Origin of the sequence: Clostridium sp. K13 (genome assembly GCF_019734195.1) — a bacterium.
In the GTDB taxonomy this organism is placed as follows: domain Bacteria; phylum Bacillota; class Clostridia; order Clostridiales; family Clostridiaceae; genus Clostridium.
Genome location: NZ_JAASHM010000011.1, coordinates 80,841 through 101,823, shown reverse-complemented (window position 1 = coordinate 101,823; position 20,983 = coordinate 80,841). Strand labels below are relative to the sequence as shown.

20 protein-coding genes and 1 tRNA gene are annotated in these 20,983 nt (G+C 27.8%); 13 read left to right on the top strand and 8 right to left on the bottom strand.

Going from position 1 to position 20,983, the window contains the following annotated elements:
• Window positions 1–127: 127 nt before the first annotated feature.
• Both HCG76_RS08725 and trhA read right to left on the bottom strand, forming a co-directional pair.
• The gene (locus HCG76_RS08725; protein ID WP_221699959.1) at window positions 128–343 is read right to left on the bottom strand and encodes a DUF4351 domain-containing protein; all 216 of its coding nucleotides are present in this window, start codon (window positions 341–343) and stop codon (window positions 128–130) included.
• Window positions 344–371: 28 nt separating this feature from the next.
• On the bottom strand, window positions 372–1,019 hold the full coding sequence (gene trhA / locus HCG76_RS08720; protein WP_221699958.1) for a PAQR family membrane homeostasis protein TrhA: 648 nt from the start codon (window positions 1,017–1,019) through the stop codon (window positions 372–374).
• A 217-nt stretch (window positions 1,020–1,236) separates the two neighbouring features.
• Between trhA and HCG76_RS08715 the strand changes: the two genes are divergently transcribed.
• Both HCG76_RS08715 and HCG76_RS08710 read left to right on the top strand, forming a co-directional pair.
• Window positions 1,237–1,809, top strand: coding sequence for a DUF1836 domain-containing protein (locus HCG76_RS08715; protein ID WP_221699957.1), 573 nt, complete (start codon window positions 1,237–1,239; stop codon window positions 1,807–1,809).
• Window positions 1,810–1,812: 3 nt separating this feature from the next.
• Window positions 1,813–3,504 (top strand): ABC-ATPase domain-containing protein, encoded by a 1,692-nt coding sequence (locus HCG76_RS08710; RefSeq protein ID WP_221699956.1) that lies wholly within the window; start codon window positions 1,813–1,815, stop codon window positions 3,502–3,504.
• A gap of 51 nt (window positions 3,505–3,555) precedes the next feature.
• Here the strand turns inward: HCG76_RS08710 and HCG76_RS08705 are convergent, their stop codons facing one another.
• On the bottom strand, window positions 3,556–5,223 hold the full coding sequence (locus HCG76_RS08705; RefSeq protein WP_221699955.1) for an FAD-dependent oxidoreductase: 1,668 nt from the start codon (window positions 5,221–5,223) through the stop codon (window positions 3,556–3,558).
• A 137-nt stretch (window positions 5,224–5,360) separates the two neighbouring features.
• Window positions 5,361–5,924, bottom strand: coding sequence for an alkyl hydroperoxide reductase subunit C (gene ahpC, locus HCG76_RS08700; protein WP_221699954.1), 564 nt, complete (start codon window positions 5,922–5,924; stop codon window positions 5,361–5,363).
• A 215-nt stretch (window positions 5,925–6,139) separates the two neighbouring features.
• On the opposite strand from ahpC, the gene HCG76_RS08695 reads away from it, so the two are divergent.
• Window positions 6,140–6,214 (top strand) — tRNA-Glu (locus HCG76_RS08695).
• A gap of 88 nt (window positions 6,215–6,302) precedes the next feature.
• Here HCG76_RS08695 and HCG76_RS08690 read toward each other — a convergent pair.
• On the bottom strand, window positions 6,303–7,682 hold the full coding sequence (locus tag HCG76_RS08690) for a YjiH family protein (RefSeq protein ID WP_221699953.1): 1,380 nt from the start codon (window positions 7,680–7,682) through the stop codon (window positions 6,303–6,305).
• 313 nt (window positions 7,683–7,995) lie between these two features.
• Here HCG76_RS08690 and proB point away from each other — a divergent pair, with 313 nt between their 5' ends.
• From proB to HCG76_RS08670, 4 genes are all read left to right on the top strand, one after another.
• Window positions 7,996–8,784: a glutamate 5-kinase gene (gene proB / locus HCG76_RS08685; protein WP_370778811.1), complete on the top strand. Its 789-nt coding sequence runs from the start codon at window positions 7,996–7,998 to the stop codon at window positions 8,782–8,784.
• Window positions 8,785–8,805: 21 nt separating this feature from the next.
• Entirely contained in the window at window positions 8,806–10,050 is a 1,245-nt protein-coding gene (locus HCG76_RS08680) for a glutamate-5-semialdehyde dehydrogenase (RefSeq protein WP_221699951.1), read from the top strand.
• Between the two features lie 99 nt (window positions 10,051–10,149).
• Entirely contained in the window at window positions 10,150–10,596 is a 447-nt protein-coding gene (locus HCG76_RS08675) for a GNAT family N-acetyltransferase (RefSeq protein WP_221699950.1), read from the top strand.
• A gap of 70 nt (window positions 10,597–10,666) precedes the next feature.
• Window positions 10,667–11,263, top strand: coding sequence for a SanA/YdcF family protein (locus HCG76_RS08670; RefSeq protein WP_221699949.1), 597 nt, complete (start codon window positions 10,667–10,669; stop codon window positions 11,261–11,263).
• 35 nt (window positions 11,264–11,298) lie between these two features.
• On the opposite strand, the gene HCG76_RS08665 is transcribed toward HCG76_RS08670, so the two are convergent.
• Together HCG76_RS08665 and HCG76_RS08660 are read right to left on the bottom strand one after the other, a co-directional pair.
• Window positions 11,299–11,706 carry a hypothetical protein gene (locus tag HCG76_RS08665; protein WP_221699948.1) on the bottom strand — a complete coding sequence of 136 codons (408 nt, stop codon included), beginning with the start codon at window positions 11,704–11,706 and terminating at the stop codon, window positions 11,299–11,301.
• A 74-nt stretch (window positions 11,707–11,780) separates the two neighbouring features.
• Window positions 11,781–12,263: a hypothetical protein gene (locus HCG76_RS08660; RefSeq protein ID WP_221699947.1), complete on the bottom strand. Its 483-nt coding sequence runs from the start codon at window positions 12,261–12,263 to the stop codon at window positions 11,781–11,783.
• Between the two features lie 393 nt (window positions 12,264–12,656).
• Here HCG76_RS08660 and HCG76_RS08655 point away from each other — a divergent pair, with 393 nt between their 5' ends.
• From HCG76_RS08655 to carB, 4 genes are all read left to right on the top strand, one after another.
• Window positions 12,657–13,439, top strand: a complete 783-nt coding sequence (locus HCG76_RS08655; protein WP_221699946.1) for an SDR family NAD(P)-dependent oxidoreductase — start codon at window positions 12,657–12,659, stop codon at window positions 13,437–13,439.
• 14 nt (window positions 13,440–13,453) lie between these two features.
• Window positions 13,454–14,257, top strand: a complete 804-nt coding sequence (locus tag HCG76_RS08650) for an HAD family hydrolase (protein ID WP_221699945.1) — start codon at window positions 13,454–13,456, stop codon at window positions 14,255–14,257.
• A 522-nt stretch (window positions 14,258–14,779) separates the two neighbouring features.
• Window positions 14,780–15,829, top strand: a complete 1,050-nt coding sequence (locus HCG76_RS08645) for a carbamoyl phosphate synthase small subunit (protein WP_221699944.1) — start codon at window positions 14,780–14,782, stop codon at window positions 15,827–15,829.
• A gap of 13 nt (window positions 15,830–15,842) precedes the next feature.
• Entirely contained in the window at window positions 15,843–19,049 is a 3,207-nt protein-coding gene (carB, locus tag HCG76_RS08640; protein ID WP_221699943.1) for a carbamoyl-phosphate synthase large subunit, read from the top strand.
• Window positions 19,050–19,149: 100 nt separating this feature from the next.
• Here the strand turns inward: carB and HCG76_RS08635 are convergent, their stop codons facing one another.
• Entirely contained in the window at window positions 19,150–19,479 is a 330-nt protein-coding gene (locus HCG76_RS08635) for a hypothetical protein (RefSeq protein ID WP_221699942.1), read from the bottom strand.
• A gap of 157 nt (window positions 19,480–19,636) precedes the next feature.
• Here HCG76_RS08635 and HCG76_RS08630 point away from each other — a divergent pair, with 157 nt between their 5' ends.
• Entirely contained in the window at window positions 19,637–19,939 is a 303-nt protein-coding gene (locus tag HCG76_RS08630; RefSeq protein ID WP_221699941.1) for a hypothetical protein, read from the top strand.
• A 121-nt stretch (window positions 19,940–20,060) separates the two neighbouring features.
• Window positions 20,061–20,837 carry a glutamate racemase gene (gene murI, locus HCG76_RS08625; RefSeq protein WP_221699940.1) on the top strand — a complete coding sequence of 259 codons (777 nt, stop codon included), beginning with the start codon at window positions 20,061–20,063 and terminating at the stop codon, window positions 20,835–20,837.
• The last annotated feature ends 146 nt before the right edge of the window (window positions 20,838–20,983 follow it).

The following is a 20,983-nucleotide window of genomic DNA, read 5'->3' as shown; positions in this document are numbered from 1 at the left end:
AATAAATTAATATATTTTATATTATATTACATATTTGTATAAAATTAAAGACTGTTGACACTTTGTCAACAGTCTGATAAAAAATACTCACAATAAAATTTATTGTGAGTATTTTTTATGATAATAATTAATTTAGATATTTATTTAAATCATCCATATTTTCTATTGTAAAAATATTCAAAGCAACATTAATAATTTTACTAGTATCTAAATCTTCAAGTTTATTCAGTTGTAAATCAGAAATTTTACCAAGTTTCTTTTTTAACAACTTAATTAGCAATAAATATTGCCCGCGTTCTATACCAATTTCTACACCTTCTTTATATAAATCAAAATTAAGCATTATATATACCTCTCATAAATGAATTTAATTATATTACATAAGTAAATACACAGATAAAGTGACTTAAGCTACCAAGTAATATGAAAATATGAAATATTTCATGAAATCCCCAATTGCCTATTTTTAATTTTTCAGACTTAGTAGCATAAATAATACCACCTATTGTATAAAGAATTCCTCCAAGAACTAGCCAAAATAAACTTATTCCAGGTAAAATTGCAGCTAAAGGTTTAATCATAAATAAAGCAGCCCATCCCATTCCGATATACATAGCACTATCTACCCAACAAGGACAATTAAACCAGCAAAGTTTAAAGATAATTCCTGCAATAGCAAGAGTAATCATTATTATGAACATAGTAATACCGAACTTACCACCAATAGAAAGCAAGCAGAATGGTGCATAAGATCCAGCAATTAGGACAAAGATCATTGAATGATCAAGTTTTTTAAATATAGAAATTACTTTTTCAGAAGAAATTATTCCATGATAAGTTCCAGAAGTTGTATATAAAAGAATTAAACTAATTCCAAAAATAGCTACAGATAATATTGCAATACTAGATGCGTTTGATGATATAGCCTTAATTAGCATTGCTATTAAAGCAATAAAAGATAATCCAGCACCTGCAAAATGAGTTATAGAGTTAATTGGTTCTCTCAATTTTTTATACATAATGAACACCTCTCAATTCAATATGTAGTTTTTAAAACTACATGATATTATATTAATATTATTTATTATATGTGCAAAAGAGTCAAAGTTTATAATAGGAGATTTAAGGAAATTATCATTAAATACATCTGTTTTTCTTGCAAATATTAGAAAATACTATTATTATTAAAATATAATAGTGATAAGAGATGGTTTTTAAAACTATATGGAGGATGTCATGGAAATATTAGATATATTAAATAATTTACAATTACAAAGCAATATAAAATTAGATGAAATACCAGAGATAGATTTATATATGGATCAAGTAATACAGTTATTTGAATCAAAATTAAATGAACAAAAAAGAAATGAAGATGAAAAAATATTAACAAAAACTATGATTAATAATTATGCTAAAGGTAAATTACTATTACCAATAAAAAATAAGAAGTATTCAAAGGAACATATAATATTAATGTCTTTAATTTATAATTTAAAAGGTGTTTTATCAATTAATGATATAAAGCTATGTTTAGATCAAATTATAAATAAATCAGAAGAAGATAATTATCCACTAAGAGAATTATATTCTTGTTTTTTAGATGATTGTAGCAATGATGAAAATAATTTTATAGTTGATGTAAATAATAAAATAGAAAAAATAAGTAATAAAGTTGATGAAAATAAAGAGTTAGATGGTGATTTTGAAAAGAAATTTTTAATATTATGTTCTTTAGTAAATATGAGTAATATGTATAGAAGAATGAGTGAAAAGTTAATTGATGAATTTTTTGCTGAACAGGAGTAATTTATGAAAAATCTTAATGATTTAAAAAGAGAATTAGATAGAATTAATGGTCGTGGGTATAAATGCTATAAAGAGTTAGAAGGACAATATAAATTTAATAATTATGTATTAAGTATAGATCATGTTCAAGGAGATCCTTTTGCATCACCTTCGAGAGTTAGAGTAATAGTTGAAAATAAAGTTAATAAATTTCCAGGGCAATTATTTAATGAGAAATACAAAAGAATTGCATTATGTGATTTTTTAAATAGATTATTTAGTAAAAATATATATAAATATAGTGAAAAAATATTTGGGTCAAGGAAGAGTGGGCTTTTAGAAATAAGTAGATGTACTCAACAAATATTGGAAAGAACTTCAATAATAATTGATAGTGATAAAGTTGAAGCTAGGTTTTATATAGGATTTCCTGCTAGGGGAAGAAGTGTATTATCTGCTGAATTAGAAAAAATATTATTTAATGTTTTACCTAACATAGTAGAAAATACTTTAATTTATAATAATATAAATACTAAAGCTTTAAGTGATAGACTAGATTTAGTTGAGGATCAAGAGTTTATTAGATGTGAGCTTAATAAGAGAAAATTAGTAGCATTTGTAGCTAATAATTCCGTTTTACCAAGAGAAAGTGGTGTTTCACAGAAACCATTAAAAAGTGGTAAGAAGTTTATATCACCTAAGGAGTTAGAAGTAGAATTTAATCTACCTAACAAAGGAATAATTAAGGGAATGGGAATTCCAGAAGGAATAACATTAATAATTGGTGGAGGATATCATGGAAAATCAACATTACTTAGAGCCTTAGAGTTAGGTGTATATAACCATATTGAAGGCGATGGAAGGGAATTTGTTATTACAGATAATACTGCGTTAAAGGTTAGAGCTGAAGATGGAAGGGCAATAACTAAAACAGATATATCATTATTTATAAATAATCTCCCTAATGGAAAAGATACAGTAAATTTCTATACAGAAAATGCAAGTGGAAGTACATCACAAGCAGCTAATATAGTAGAAGGAATTGAAAGTGATACAAAATTATTTTTAATTGACGAAGATACATCAGCAACTAATTTTATGATTAGAGATAGTATTATGCAACAACTTGTAGCAAAGGATAAGGAGCCAATAACACCATTTATTGATGTTGCAAGAAGTCTTTATAATAAAAAAGGTATATCTACAATTTTAGTAGCTGGGAGCTCAGGAGATTTCTTTGATATTGCGGATTTAGTTATTCAAATGGACAATTATGAACCTTTTGAAGTAACAGAAAAGGCTAAAGCTTTAAGTAAAGGAAATATAGAACATACTAAAGAAATAAATATTAATATAGATTTTAATAGAGTAATTCTTAAAGGAACAATAGAAAGTGGACCTAAAGGAGTTAAAGTTAAAACATTAGGGAAAGATGGAATTTCTATTAATAGAGAAAACATAGATTTATGCGCTGTTGAACAAATAGTAGATAGTGAACAGTTAAATACCATTGGTGCCATAATGAAATATGTTGAAAATAATTTTATGGGAAAAGATCTAACATTAATTGAAATTACAGATAAAATTATTAAAGAAATAAATACTAAACTTATTGGAATTGACAATGCTAGAGGTGGCTATGGAAGTCTTGCTATGGTTAGAAAGCAAGAAATTATATGTGCATATAATAGATATAGAAAATTAAGGTTAAAGTAAATTGAGGGTAGATAAATTTGTATTTATCTACTCTCAATACATTTATAAATGCTATTTGATTAAATTTATAATTTCATCTATTTTTTTCGCACCAAAATATATTTTTTCATCATTTACTATTATTGCAGGAACACTCATAACTTTAAATTTATCTTTTATTTCCTTAAAGTTAGATATATCTATCATTTCAGACTCAATATTTTTATTATTTATAGCGATCTTTTGAGCTGATACAACAACATCAGGGCATAAGTGGCAAGATAATGATACACAAACTTTAATATTAGTAGAGTTAGAAATTTCATTAATATTAATTAAAGTTTCTTCTGGAATTTGTTGACCAGGCCCAGCTAAATTATACATTGCTAAAATAAATGAATTTAATTCATGTCCCCCTGGTACTCCATGGAATTTTACACCACTATAGTTATTTTCTTTATCTAAAAGTGCTACTACTGGATATTTATTTGCATTTATTTTAGTTTCAATATCTAAATTTTCACCAACTTTATATATTTCAGTAGATATCTTTTCACCTAAATCACCGATATCTAATATTAAATCTTTTAATTCAATAGATTTAGTATTTGATTCATCTACAATTGATACAAGAGTAATTTTATTTTCAAATTTTTCTAAAATACCTTTAAGTTGATTTCTTAAAGAATCATTTAAAAGAGAACTTTTTCTAGAAACATTACCTAAAGAATTATTTTCAATAATTTTATTTTCTTTAACAGGTTTCTTAGGGGAATAAGTATCTTCTTTAATTCCTAATTTTTCTTTTAATTCAATAACATATCTTTCTGCGGTTGTTGCCGCAATTGCACCATCAGCTACAGCAGTAACAATTTGTCTTAATTGCTTAGGTCTTAAATCTCCAGCAACGTATATTCCATCAATATTAGTTTCCATATTTTCATTAGTTAAAATATAACCGAATTTATCTAAATCTAATATATTTTTAAATAAGTTGCTTTTAGGAGCATATCCAACGAAAACAAATATTCCAAAAGCGTTATCTTCTTTTTTTGCATGATATTCAAAAGTTTCACCAGTTTTATTATTGATAAACTTTGCATAGTTTACCATTTCTTCACCGTTAGCTTCAAGGATTTCTGTATTAAATTTAACTTCAATTTTAGGATGAGATAAAACTTTATCTGCAATTGATTTTGCACATGTAAATTCAGGCTCTCTTGCTATTACAGTAACTTTTGAAGCAAATTTAGTTAGGAATATAGCTTCTTCAGCAGATGCAAATCCAGCGCCTATTACAAATACCTCTAATCCCTCAAAGAATTGTCCATCACAAGTTGAACAATAAGCAACACCTCTACCAGTAAATTCTTCTTCACCTTTAAATCCAAGTTTTCTAGGAGAAGCTCCAGTTGCTATTATTACCGACCTACCTTTTACTTCGCCTTTATCTGTTTTTAAAGTTTTAATTTCGCCTTCTAAATCTACTTCAGTAACTTCAGCAGACATAAAGTTTACCCCAAAGTCTTCAGCTTGTTCTCTCATTTCAGACATTAGCTTTGGGCCGTTACTATCTCTTGCACCAGGATAATTAGAAATTTCAAAGGTTTTATTTACTTGACCACCTATTTCAGATTTTTCTATGATAAGTGTATTTAATTTAGCTCTTCCTGCATAAATACTTGCTGAAAGACCAGCAGGACCTCCACCTATTATTAATAAATCATATATATCATTCATTTAATATACCTCCTAACATTAAATATTTTGCATTAATATCAAAACATTTTTAAATTATCAATTTTAAATAATTTAAGGATATCTTGAGAATAATAAGATTTGAATAAAAAGAGTGGATGTACCACTCTTTTTATTTATTAAAGCTTTCCTACTAAATCTAAGCTTGGTGTTAATGTTTCTTCACCTGGTTGCCATTTAGCTGGGCAAACTTGATCTCCGTGTTCTGCAACGAATTGAGCAGCTTGAACTTTTCTTAATAATTCTTCAGCACTTCTTCCGATTCCTAAATCATGGATTTCGTATGCTTTAATTTCACCTTCTGGATTAATAACAAATGATCCTCTTAAAGCTAAACCTTCTTCTTCAATCATAACTTCGAAATCTCTAGCTAATTTACCAGTTGGATCAGCTAACATAGGATATTTAATTTTTCCAATTGTATCAGATGTATCAGCCCATGCTTTATGAACGAAGTGAGTATCTGTAGATACTGAGTAAACTTCGCAACCGATTTCTTGGAATTTAGCATAGTTATCAGCTAATTCTCCTAATTCTGTTGGACAAACAAATGTAAAATCTGCTGGATAAAATACTACTACAGACCAGTGACCTTTTAATGAATCTGAAGTAACTTCTACGAATTCCCCATTGTGATATGCTTGAACCTTAAAATCTGAAACTTTTTTATTTATTAATGACATAATAAAACCTCCTGATATTTCATTTCAAATGATAGTTATTATCATTTATCTCTTGTAACTAATAATAATTATTACCTAATAAAAAGTCAAGGGTTTTTAAATAAATTTTTTATTTTATGAAAAAATAGTTAAAAAGATAATATTTGGAAAAATTATCTAGTATATTTAAAAGAAATATGGTAATATTAATACTATAAGGAATTTATTTACAATAAGGCTTGTTGGTCAAGAGGTCAAGACGTCACCCTCTCACGGTGAAATCAGGGGTTCGATTCCCCTACAGGTCACCATTATCAAGGATTTAGGAGTTAAACAAATTTGTTTGCTCCTTTTTTTTATTAAAAAAAGCTGTCGCATTTGCGACAGCTTTTATATATTTTAATAAATAAGGTTTGCTATTAAAACTATAACTGGTAAAGTTATTAAAGTTCTTTCTATAAAAATAATTATTAATTCTTTTATATTTATTGGAATTTTTGAACCTAATAAAACTCCACCAACTTCAGACATATATACAAGTTGAGTTACAGAAACTGCAGCAACTATAAATCTTGTCATCTCACTAGTGATAGTTGTTGAAGCAACAACTGAAGGTAATAGCATATCTGCAAAACCAACTACTAATGTTTGAGAGGCTTGAAGCGCTTCAGGCACTTGTAATAATTGAAGTATTGGAACAAAAGGTAAACCTAAAATTCTAAATAAAGGAGTATAAGTTGCTATTATAAGAGCAATTGTTGCCATACACATAACAACTGGAAGAACACCAATCCACATATCTAAAACATTTTTAGAACCATCAACAAAGAATTCTTTAATACTAGAATTCTTTCTAGCCTTTGTTATAGCTTGCTCATATCCCCATGATAAAGAAGTATGTCCTTCTGGAATAGATTCATCTATTTTTGTAGTTTCACCATTATAATAAGTATCTTTCTTTTTTGATAATGGATAAATTCTTGGAACTATTACAGCAGCAACTATACCAGCAAAAGTAACAGTTAAATAGAATGGTACAAACATATTACCAAGTCCAACAGTATTTATTACAACTAAACTAAATGTTATTGAAACAGCAGAGAATGTAGTACTTATAGTAGCTGCCTCTCTTTCTGTATAGAATCCATCTTCATATTGTTTATTAGTTAACATTATTCCTAATGTACCATCACCTAACCAAGAAGTAATACAGTCAATTGATGAACGTCCAGGTAACTTAAATACTGGTCTCATTACTTTAGTTAATAAAGAACCAAAGAACTCTAATAAACCAAAGTTAAGTAATAATGGCAAGAATAATCCTGCAAATAAGAATATAGAGAATAATACAGTTAAAAGGTCGTATAATACAAATGAACCAGTATCTGCACTTATTATCATTTCAGGGCCTACTTGAAATACTGCAAGAACTCCAAATATTCCACCAAGAATTCTAGCTGTTAACCATAAAGGTGTAGTATTAAAAAGTGAATTTAAGAATTTATTATTAGTAATAAATCTAGGTTTAAATAACGTAGTTACTAAACTAAGTACAGCAGAAATAGTTAATGTTCCGGTAATTATATATACTAGATATTCACCAAGAAAATCTACTAACATTCCTGAGAAAATAGCTATTGGAATTGTTACATCACCTTCATGCTTTAGTGGAATCATAAATAATAGAACACCAATTAGTGAAGGAATTATAAATTTTAAGTTATCTTTTAATGTAACTTTATTATTATCATCAAATGGTTTGAATTTTGAAATTTCCATTTTATCTCCTTTATATATATACATAATTTTTTTATATTTATTCAACTACATTAATTTTAAATGCAAGAATATTAAAAATCAATACTTTTGATGCATAAAAATTAAAAAAAATCTTATAAAATTTAATTTTTATGCAAAAACATTAAATTTTATAGATTTTTTATTCAAATTTATGGGCATAAAACATTTTAAAAGGAATATAAGGACATAAATGTAAAGGAAATTTTTATAGCAAATATTAATAAAGATAATTATAATATAAAAATAACAAGCTATGATTTGGGAGATGATTAAAGTGAATTTCAGGGAGCAAATGAAAAATTGTAATAGAATAGTAGTTAAGGTTGGAACCTCAACTCTTACATATGATAATGGAAATATAAATTTAACAAGAATAGAAAAGCTAACAAGAGTATTATCGGATTTAATGAATTCAGGTAAAGAAGTTGTTCTTGTTACATCAGGAGCAGTTGGAGTTGGTGTTAACAAATTAAAATTAAAGGAAAAGCCAAAGAGTATAAAAGAAAAACAAGCTGTTGCTGCAGTAGGACAATGTGAGCTTATGCATATATATAGTAAATTGTTTGGTGAATATAGTCATATAGTAGGGCAAGTATTATTAACTAGGGATGTTATAGAAGATGATCATATAAGAGAAAATGTTGTTAATACATTTGAAACTTTATTAGAGAATGGAATAATACCAATAGTTAATGAAAATGATACTGTTGCTATAGATGAGATAGAAAATATAGTTAGGTTTGGAGATAATGATAATTTATCTGCAATAGTTGCACAATTAGTATCGGCAGATTTATTAATTATATTATCTGACATTGATGGATTCTATGATTCAGATCCAAGAAAAAATCCTAATTCTAAGTTAATAAGAGTTGTAGAAGAAATTACACCAGAATTAGAAGCATGTGCTGGTGGTGCAGGAAGTTCACTTGGAACAGGTGGAATGGCTACTAAATTAACAGCAGCTAAAAGAGCTACAATGGCAGGATGTAATATGATATTAGCAAATGGAGATGATCCAGCAATATTAATGGATATAACTGAAGGTAAAGAAATTGGAACATTATTTATAAAAAAATAATAAGAGGGGGGTTAGGTAACAATGAATGAATTAATTATTAAAGGTAAAAAAGCAAAAGAAGTTTCTTTTATACTAGGGAATTTAAGTACTGCTGAAAAAAATAAAGGCTTAAATGCAATGGCTGATTTTTTAGTTAATAATAAGGAAGAAATTATTAACGCTAATAAAATTGATTTACAAAAGGCCATGGAAAAAGGTACTTCAAAGTCTATGCTTGATAGATTAGCTTTAAATGAAGAAAGAATAGAAGGAATGGCAAATGGATTAAGACAAGTTATATCACTGCCTGATCCTGTTGGAGAAGTTTTAGGAATGTGGACTAGACCTAATGGATTACAAATTGGGCAAAAAAGAGTACCATTAGGAGTTATAGGAATAATATATGAAGCAAGACCTAATGTAACAAGTGATGCTGCTGGGCTTTGCTTTAAGGCTGGTAATGCAGTTATTTTAAGAGGTGGTAGTGAAGCTATAAACTCTAATAAATCTATAGTTAAAGTTTTAAGAGAAGGACTTAAGTCTGTAGAACTTCCAGAGGATTCAATTCAATTAATTGAGGATACTAGCAGAGAAGTTGCCACTGAAATGATGAGATTAAATGAGTATATAGATGTTTTAATTCCAAGAGGTGGAGCAGGTCTTATTCAAGCAGTAGTAAAAAATGCAACTGTTCCTGTAATTGAAACTGGAACAGGAAACTGTCATATATATGTTGATGAATATGCTGATTTTGAAATGGCTAAAGATATAGTAATTAATGCAAAAACTTCAAGACCATCTGTATGTAATGCAGCTGAAAAATTATTAGTTAATGAAAATATAGCTAAGGAGTTTATGCCAATAATATTAAAAGCCTTAAGAGAAAAAGATGTAGAGATTAGAGGAGATGAATCTTCTATTGCTTATGATTCATCAATAATAAAAGCAAATGATGAAGAGTGGTATAATGAATACTTAGATTATAAAATTGGAGTAAAAGTAGTCGGAAATATAGATGAAGCTATTAACATAATTAATAAATTTGGATCAGGTCATTCAGAGGCTATAGTAACTAGAGATTATGAAAATTCTCAAAAGTTCTTACAAAAAGTAAATGCAGCAGCCGTTTATGTAAATGCCTCAACAAGATTTACTGATGGAGAAGAGTTTGGATTTGGAGCTGAAATAGGAATTAGTACTCAAAAACTTCATGCAAGAGGACCTATGGGCCTTAAGGAGCTTACTACTATTAAATATATTATTTATGGAAATGGACAAATAAGATAATTAATAAGTTAAGATGCCTTCAGCATAATTAAGAAATTAAAATGTTGGAGGCATAATTTTAGCGTTCTATTTTAAATAATGTATAGGAGGGTAAATAATATGAATTTTGAGATAAAGAGATTTAATGAATTAAATGTTGATGAAATGTATGAAATTGCTAAATCTAGATTTGAAGTTTTTGTTTGTGAACAGAAAATAGTCGAAGAGCAGGATTTTGATGATAAGGATAAGAATTGCTATCATATAATGTTAAAAGAAGATGGAAGAATTGTTGCTTATAGTAGAATAGTGCCTAAGGGCATTGCATATGATTATGTTTCTGTAGGAAGAGTTTTAGTGCTTTCAAGTCATAGAAGAAAAGGCATAGCTCAAAAAATGATGAGAGTAGCATTAGATTTTATAAAAAATAATTTAGATGAAAATATTGTGGTATTATCTGGGCAGCTTTATGCAAAAGGCTTATATGAAAGCGTAGGTTTTAAGGTTATATCTGATATTTATGATGAAGTCAATATTCCTCATGTTAAGATGAAAGTAGAACTATAAAAATTTATGTACAAATTTACAAATCGATACATATCATATAGTAGGAGAAATAGTCGAGAAGGAATACTATATGACCTATGTATTGATTTTTTGTTTAATAGTAGTGGCAATTGTTCTTGGTATATTTGCAATAATGGATCTGTATGGGGATAAGTATATCTTAGATTTAAAAGACCTTCCGATAGATTGTGATACTGTAATTATTTTAGGGGCAGGTGTAAGGCACGATGGAAATCCCTGCGATTTATTAGCTGATAGACTAGATACAGGAGCTAAAGTATATGTAAGAAGAATTTGTAAAACTATTTTATTAACTGGTGATAATAGTGGTGAATCGTATAATGAGCCTGCAGTAATGAAAAATTGGATTATGAAAAATTATACGGAAGCAAATGTTAGAAGCGAAGATTTATTAATAGATAATTGTGGCTTTTGTACTTATGATAGTATTAATAGAGCAAAAAATAAATTTAATATAAAAAGTGCTATAATATCAACTAATAGATATCATTTGCCAAGAGCTATTTTTATTGCAAGAAGATTTGGAATAGAAGCTTATGGTATTGCCTCAGATATGAGGGAATATGATAGGATGAAAAGATATAGAAGAAGAGAGCGTTTAGCTCAAATTAAAGATTTCTTTTTATGCCTTATAAAGATACATTAATAATGTATCTTTATAAGGCTATTTTTAGTTTTAAATTAATGCTTATATCCACTTCCAGCACCTGTTTGTGCCTTTATTTCGTGAAGATTAAGTTTTTTAGAAGTATTAATAATTAAATCATTAATTTTATGACTTTTATGAGTATAAGTTTTATCTGTGTCATTATTTATAGTAGTTGACATATTTACTTTATCAATGTGTTTATATCCATTTCCCACACCAGTTTGAGCTTTGATTTTATGAAGATTAACGCTTCCTTTAGTATTTGTTATTATTTCATATAGTTTTTCAAGTTTAGGTGAGTTGTTAGATATATTATTATCTACATTTACAATAGTATGTCTATGTCCATTTCCAGCACCAGTTTTAGCTTTGATTTCATGTAAATTTAATGTATATCCATATTTATTAATAACTTCATTTATTTTTCTGCTTTTTTCCATAATAGCCTCCTAAAAATAAAATATAATTTTTATTTTTTTTTATTTATATATTTTAAATTATAATTTTCTAAAGTTTAATCATCATATCTATCATTAACATCATGATCATCATAATGAGTATCATTAATGTCATCATTATCGTGTTGATCATCATTGTCATCAATATCATTAATATCGTCTTGATCGTCAAACATATCGTCATTATCATCTTGATCGTCATATAGATCATCATTATCTATATCTAAGCCAGATTCAAATTCTTTTGCATCAATAATATTGTCAATTATGTCTTCATAATTATGACCAAATTTATTTTCTAATTCATTTTCTAAAATTTCATCCCATTCTTCACCATTTTTTTCGTATAAATCTATTGCCCAGTTTGAACCATAAGTATTGTTTATATAATTTTCTATTTCTGATTTGATGTTATTATTTACTGGTTGTACATTTACGCTGTTTCTATTTATTTCACCATTATTTGTTGTAGCCCAAGCTGTTGCTCCAACTCCACCACATATTGCTGTTAATACTAAACCTATCATTAATTTTTTCATAATTTAATTCCTCCATTTTTTCTTATATTATTAATTACAATTATTATTTTTGTTTTAGGTACTTTTTTAAATAATTTTTTAATTTTATATTTTTAAATAAATAGTTAATTGTTAGTGTTGTTAATTTTGTCATTATTAGATACAATGCATAAATTCTATTTAGGTACTTTTTTAAAAAATTTTTATTTTATAAAATTTATATTTTTTTAGTACTAATCTTGTCATTATTAAATACAATATGTAATTTTAATTTAGGTACTTTTTTTAAAATTTTTTATTATATAAGTATTAAGTTTTTTGTTTTAAGAACTTTGTCATTATTAAATACAATGTATAATTTAATTTTAGGGACCTTTTTAATAAAAAAATAAAAATGTATTATTGGAGGGAAAAATGAGGACTTTCAACAAAGAATATGTATTAATTACAGGGGCTAGCTCTGGAATAGGGTATGAATTAGCAAAATTATATGCTAGAAGTGGGCAAAATTTAATATTAATTGCTAGGAATATAGATAGATTAAAAAAAGTAGAGTCTGAATTAAATAAATATAATGTAGAAATAAAAATTTTGAGCTTAGATATATCGAAGAATTATGATATAGAAAAACTATTTAATTATGTAGAAATAAATAATTTAAATATAAATACTTTGATTAATAATGCGGGTATAGGAACATTTGGAGACTTTAAAGAGATAGAGTGGGAAAAGGAAGAAGCATTAATTGATATAAATATAAAATCATTAACTAGATTAACAAAGTATTTTTTACCTAAAATTATAGGAAATAAAAATGGTGGAATTTTAAATGTTGCTTCTACAGCAGCTTTTTGTTCAGGACCTAGAATGGCAACTTATTATGCATCAAAAGCATATGTGCTTAATTTAACAGAAGCTATATATGAAGAGTGTAAAGATACTGGAATAAAGGTTTCATGCCTTTGTCCAGGACCAGTAAAAACAGGATTTCAAGGTAAAGCTGGTATTAATAAAAGTGAATCAGCTAAAAAGTATTTAATGGATGCAGAAGAGGTTGCAAAGATTACGTATAAAGAATTTAATAAAGGCAAGCTTATTATAATTCCAGGAGTGAAAAATAAATTATTAGTTCTAGGGAATAAATTTTTGCCAGAAAGCATTTCAAGAAAAATAATATTAAAGACTAATAAGAAATAAGGAGATAATAATATATGAAGATTTTTGATGGATATTTATTAGTTTCAGATATGGATGGAACACTTTTAAATAGTAAAGGAAAATTATCTGAAGAGAATAAGAAAGCTATAGAGTATTTTGTAGATAATGGAGGACATTTTACTTTAGCTACAGGCCGTATGATGCCATCTATAAAAAGACATATTCATAAAATGAAAGTTACATTACCTGTAATTATGTATAATGGAACGAAAGTATATGATTTTAATGAGGAAAAAATAATTTGGGAAAAGTTTTTAGAGGAAGAAAGAAAAAATATAGTTAAAGCTGTAAAAGAATTCGATAAAAATGTAGGAATTGAAATATATAGTGATGAAACAGTATATATTTATCAACAATGTAGTAGAACTGAGAGGTTTAGCAAGCTTGGATATGATGTAATTTATGATATTGATGATAGCATTTGGAGTAAGAAGTGGACTAAAGCCTTAATTATTGGAGAAAAGGAAGAATTAGATTCTGTAGAATCATATTTAAAGAATTGTTATAGAGATAATGATATTGTAAGAAGTGCTGATGTATATTTAGAAATAATACCAAAGGAAATTTCTAAAGGACAAGCATTAAATAAACTAATTGAGCATAAAGGTATGAGTGAATTTACTGTAGTTACTGTTGGAGATAATATGAATGATGTAGAACTTTTAGAAGAGGCTGATTATGGATTTTGCATAGGAAATGGTAGTGAAGAGTTAAAAAATAAATCAAAGTACATAGCACCAAGTAATGATGATAACCCAATAGAATTTATAGTAAGGTGGATTGAAAATTTAAAATAATGTTATATTAGTAAGAATTAATATAATATATGAAGGTTAAGAATAAAAGCACTAATCAATTGCATAAATATTCATAAAAATGTATAATTATAAAAAATACACAATGAAATAATTGGAATAAAAGTGTGCAATTAACTGAATATATAAAATATCCGAATATAATCAATTTAATATTGACAATAATTCGAGCTGAATATACAATAATATACAAAGATATAGAATAAATTAATTAGTTAAAAAGTACACTTTAAATTGGTCCAGAGAGGCCAGAAAGGAGTATGTAGGTATGTTATACGTAAATAGCAATAGTTACATCGATTTATCAAAAGAATTTTCTAAAGTAGATTTTAAATATAATAAGGATAGTATGGAGAGATTACATAGTTAAATGTCTCCCTACTATCCTTTTCTTATAAATTCATTAATATATAGTGAATTTATAAGAAAATATATTTAAGGTTAAAGAGCTTTTAGAAAGTGTATTTTTAGCTGTTATATACATAAATTTCAGGAGGGCTAGGAATGAAAGCAAGGCTTATATTAGAAAATGGTATGACTTTTGAAGGTAAGGCATTTGGATACTTAAAAGATAGCGTAGGAGAAGTTGTATTTACAACTGGAATGACAGGATATCAAGAGGTATTAACAGATCCATCATACTATGGTCAAATTGTTACTATGACATATCCGTTAATCGGGAACTATGGAATTAATTTAGAAGATAATGAATCTGATACACCAAAAGTAAGAGGATTTATAGTAAGAGAAAAATGTAGTTTCCCAAATAACTTTAGATGTGAAATTGGGTTAGAAGATTATTTAAAACAAAATAAAATAATTGGATTAGAAGGAATAGATACAAGAGCTTTAACTAAAGTATTAAGAAATAATGGGACAATGAGGGGAATAATTTCATTAGAACATGAAACTTTAGAAGAAGTTAAAGAAAAAATAAGTGCTTTTTCAAATAAAGAAGCAGTTAGTATAGTTTCAACTAAGGAACCATACACAATTGAAGGAACAGGAAAGCATGTTGCAATAATGGATTTTGGTATAAAAACTAATATAATTAGAAATTTCAAAAAGAGAAATTGTAAAATAACAGTTTTCCCAATGACTGCTACTGCAGAAGAAGTATTATCAGTAAATCCTGATTTAGTATTTTTATCAAATGGCCCTGGGGATCCAGAGGATTTAACAGATGTAATAGAAAATGTTAAAAGAATAGTTGGAATTAAACCTATAGTTGGAATTTGTTTAGGTCATCAATTATTAGCATTAACTTTAGGTGGAACTACTACTAAATTAAAGTTTGGACATAGAGGATGTAACCATCCAGTTAAAGACTTAGAAAGAAATAGAGTTCATATTACTTCTCAAAATCATGGATATGTAGTTGATGAATTACCAGAGGGTGTTGTAGCAACGCACTTAAATATCAATGACGGAACAGTAGAGGGTATGAAACATACTACTTTACCAATATACTCAGTTCAATTCCATCCAGAGGCTGCAGCAGGTCCAAAGGATAGTGAATATATATTTGACAGATTTATGGAATATGCACTATAGGAGGGTTTAGAAAATGCCATTAAATAAAGATATTAAAAAAGTTTTAGTTATAGGATCAGGACCAATAGTTATCGGGCAAGCTGCTGAGTTTGACTATTCAGGAACTCAAGCCTGTCAGGCTTTAAAGGAAGAAGGAATAGAAGTTGTATTAGTTAACTCTAACCCAGCTACTATAATGACTGACAAAGAAGTTGCAGATAAAATTTATATAGAACCATTAACAGTAGAGTTTGTAGAAAAAGTAATAGCAAAAGAAAGACCAGATAGCTTACTTGCAGGTATGGGGGGTCAAACAGGACTTAACCTAGCAGTTGATTTACACGATGCAGGAATATTAGAAAAATATGACGTTAAGGTTATAGGAACATCAATAGCTTCTATCAAAGAAGGTGAAGATAGAGAGTTATTTAGAGATATGATGTACAGAATTAATGAGCCAGTTATTACATCAGAAATAGTAACTGACATGGAAGCTGGTATGGCATTTGCAAATAAGATTGGATATCCAGTTATAGTAAGACCTGCTTATACATTAGGAGGATCTGGCGGTGGAATAGCTGAAAATGAAGAAGAATTAAAAGTTATTCTTGCATCAGGATTACAATTAAGTACTATAGGGCAAGTTTTATTAGAAAAATCAGTTAAGGGATGGAAAGAAGTAGAGTACGAAGTAATGAGAGACTCTTACGGAAACTGTATAACTGTATGTAACATGGAAAATATTGATCCAGTAGGAATTCATACAGGAGATAGTATAGTTGTAGCTCCATCACAAACTTTATCAGATAAAGAATATCAAATGTTAAGAACTGCATCAATTAACATTATTAATGCTGTAGGAATTGAAGGTGGATGTAACGTACAATTTGCTTTAAATCCAAATTCATTTGAATATGCAGTTATTGAAATCAACCCTAGAGTTTCAAGATCTTCAGCTTTAGCATCAAAAGCTACTGGATATCCAATAGCAAAGCTTGCAGCTAAGATAGCTTTAGGATATGGATTAGATGAAATTAAAAATGCAGTAACTCAAAAGACTTATGCATGTTTTGAGCCAACATTAGACTACGTAGTAGTTAAGATTCCAAAATGGCCTTTCGATAAGTTCTTTACAGCTGATAGAGCTTTAGGAACAAAAATGATGGCAACAGGAGAAATAATGGCTATAGGTGCTAACTTAGAGTCAGCATTATTAAAAGGTATAAGAAGTTTAGAAATAGGAAAATATTCTTTAGACCATCCAAAGTTTAAAGAAATGAGTATCCAAGAATTAAAAGAAGCTGTAATGAAACCAGATGATGAAAGATTATTTGCTCTTACAGAAATGATAAGAAGAGATTACAGAATTGAAAGCATAGCTAAAATTACTGGAATAGATATATTCTTCTTAGAAAAATTCAAATGGATAGTACATGAAGAAACTAGATTAAAATTAAGCAAAATAGATGATTTAGATAAAGAATGGTTATTAAACCTTAAGAGAAAAGGATTCTCAGATAAGGCTATAGCTGATATGTTAAAAGTTAGCCCAGATGATATCTATAGATTAAGAAACATCTGGAACATAAAACCAGCTTACAAGATGGTTGATACTTGTGGAGGAGAATTCGAAGCATTATCACCATACTATTACTCAACTTATGAACAATATGATGAAGTTGAAGTATCAGATAAGAAAAAAGTTATAGTAATAGGTTCAGGACCAATAAGAATAGGTCAAGGTATAGAGTTTGACTATGCTTCAGTTCACTGTGTAATGGCATTAAAGAAGATGGGAATTGAAACTATAATAGTTAATAACAACCCAGAAACAGTAAGTACTGATTTCAATATTTCAGATAAACTTTACTTCGAACCATTAACAGAAGAAGATGTATTAAACATCATTGAAAAAGAAAAACCATATGGAGTTATTCTTCAATTCGGTGGTCAAACAGCAATTAAGCTTGCAAACTTCTTAAAAGAAAAAGGAATTAAAACTTTAGGAACTACAGCAGATCAAATAGATATGGCTGAAGATAGAGAAAAGTTTGAAGAATTACTTGAAAAGTTTGATATAGCAAGACCTAAGGGTAAAGGTGTTTGGACTTTAGAAGAAGGTATAGAAGAAGCAAATAGATTAAGATATCCGGTACTTGTTAGACCTTCATATGTATTAGGTGGTCAAGGTATGGAAATAACTCATGATGAAGAAGAGTTAACTTATTACTTAAGTAATGCATTTAAAAAGGATACGAAAAACCCAATACTTATAGATAAATACTTAATGGGTAGAGAAATAGAAGTAGATGCTATATCTGATGGAGAAAATATCTTAATACCAGGTATAATGGAACATTTAGAAAGAGCTGGGGTTCACTCAGGAGACTCTGTAACAATGTATCCAAGCCAAAATATTAGTGATGAAATTAAAGCAAAAGTTTTAGATTACACTAAGAAATTAGCTTTAGCTATAGGAATTAAGGGAATGATAAACATTCAATTCATAGAGTTTGAAGGAAATCTTTATGTAATTGAAGTTAATCCAAGAGCTTCAAGAACAGTTCCATATATCAGTAAGGTAAGTGGAGTTCCAATAGTAGATTTAGCTACTAAAGTTATGCTTGGAGAAAAGTTAGTTGACTTAGGATATGGAGTAGATGTTTATCCAGAACCAGAATTAGTATCAGTTAAAGTTCCAGTATTCTCAACTCAAAAGTTACCAAAGGTTGAAGTATCTTTAGGACCTGAAATGAAATCTACAGGAGAAGTTTTGGGTGTAGGTAGAGATGTTAAGGAAGCTTTATATAAAGGATTTGTTGGTGGTAGCATGTATCCATTAATGGAAAAAGGAAAGATTTTAGCTACTATTAATAAGCATGATAAGGCAGAGTTCTTACCAATAGCTAAGGATTTAGCTAAGGCTGGATATAAGTTTATTGCAACTGAAGGAACTTGCAAGCTATTAAGAGAAGCAGGTATAGATTGTGAAGAAGTAAGAAGACTTAATGAAGAAGAGCCAAATATATTAGATGTTGTTAAGAATAAAGAAGTTGATTTAGTAGTAAATACTCCAACTAAGGGTAATGACTCTAAGAGAGATGGATTCTTAATTAGAAGAGCTGCTATAGAAAGAAATATAGGAGTTATAACAGCGTTAGATACATTAAGAGCGATTGCTGATGTTAAGGTATCTGAAATTGATAAAAGAGATTTAGAAGTATTTAATATAGCTGAATAATGTAAGAAATTAATAAATAAAAAAGAGGATTCAAATTTGAATCCTCTTTTTTATTTTAAATTGCATTACTTCAATAATAAATTATATGAAATAGAGTAAGTTATTGAGATTGCTCAGGCTGTAAATTATCTTGATTATTTGATGTAGAAGTATTCGTACTGCTATTGTCTTCTTTATAGTTATAACTATTAACTTTAGAATCAATATAGTTATCAAGTATATTGATTTCTTCAGGTAATTCACCTATAACTTCTTTAGGTGGAATATATGCCTCTATTTCTGTATCTAATATAGGTAATTTTTCTTTTAAAGAAATAGATAGGTTTGTAGCTGCTTTAGTTTTTGTAAAATCAATTATAAATATTGAGATAATAGCAACTAATAAAATAATAATAGATATATTTTGAAATTTATCAGTTTTAAAATTCATAATATTAGTTCTTTCTTTTATGATAAATTATTCTTTAGTATGGATAATATTCTATAAAATTAAAGAAAACCCTCTAAAAAAGTAAAAAAATGTTGACCAAGAACAAATGTTCTGGTATTATTTACTTAAGAAATGAACGTTTGTTCGGAGGTGCGGTATGAAAGGTAATAGAGGAATATTTGTAAAAGTTAATTATAAAAATATCGGGGAACTTAATAGTTTTATTTACGATAGCATGAATGGTGTAAATAAAAATAAAGATAAGTATGTTATGTGTGCAGGAAAATATAATAAAGATGGATGGACAATGGTCTTTAAAGCAAAAAGTATTAGAGAGGCAGAAGAACTATTAAGTATAAATTCTGCTAAGAGAGAGCTGGATAAAAAGAAGCATATATTACAATCACAATTACTTGAAAATGATAGAGTATCAATTCCCTCTTGGATGTCTAATAACTAATAGTTTTTTATTGAAAGAAAAACACACAATAATTTATATATAATATTAATTTGAAAGTAGATTTACTATTAATTAAGGTATAAAATAAAATTAAGGAATATATAAATTGGAGTGAGAGAACTTGAATAAAAAGGATTTGCCAATAGGTTTTTTAGATTCTGGCGTAGGTGGACTAAGTGTACTTAGAGAAGCTATAAAGATAATGCCTAATGAAAATTATATATATTTTGGAGATTCAAAAAATGCTCCATATGGTGTGAAGCCAACAAAAGAAATTAGAGATTTAACTTTTAATGTTGTTGATTTTTTAATTGAAAAGGGAATAAAGGGATTAGTAGTTGCTTGCAATACAGCAACAAGTGCAGCTGTAAGCGAATTAAGGAGGGTATATCCGGATATACCTTTAGTTGGAATAGAGCCTGCAATAAAGCCTGCTGTAGAGTTAAATAGAAGTGGAAAAATATTAATAATGGCAACACCTATGACTATTAAACAAGAGAAGTTTAATTTGTTACTTAATAAATATAAGGAAAAGGCTGAAATAGTTCCAATACCCTGTGCTGGTCTTATGGAGTTTATAGAAGATGGCGTTTTGAGTGGAGAAGAACTAGAGGAATATTTAGAAGAAAAACTAAGTATATATGATAAAAGTGAAATAAGTTCTATAGTACTTGGATGTACTCATTATCCTTTTGTTAAAGATGTAATAGCTAAAATTGTTGGAAGTAATGTTATTATAATGGATGGTGGAGAGGGAACTGCTAGAGAAATAAAAAGAAGATTAAGAGAAAAAAATCTATTAACGGATAGGATTAAAAAAGGGAATGTAGATATATATAATTCTTTAGATGAAAAAAAGGTTATTGATTTAAGTTGGAAGTTAATTCAACAACCATAAAGAAACGCCAAAAGGCGTTTTTTTTATTAAAATTAAAAAAAAGGAAATTATTTAAAAAATAATTGTTAAATCATTGACAATATTCTGAAAATTGTATATATTATTATTGTAGAAAGAATTTTCAGAATATTTAAAAAAGGAGATTG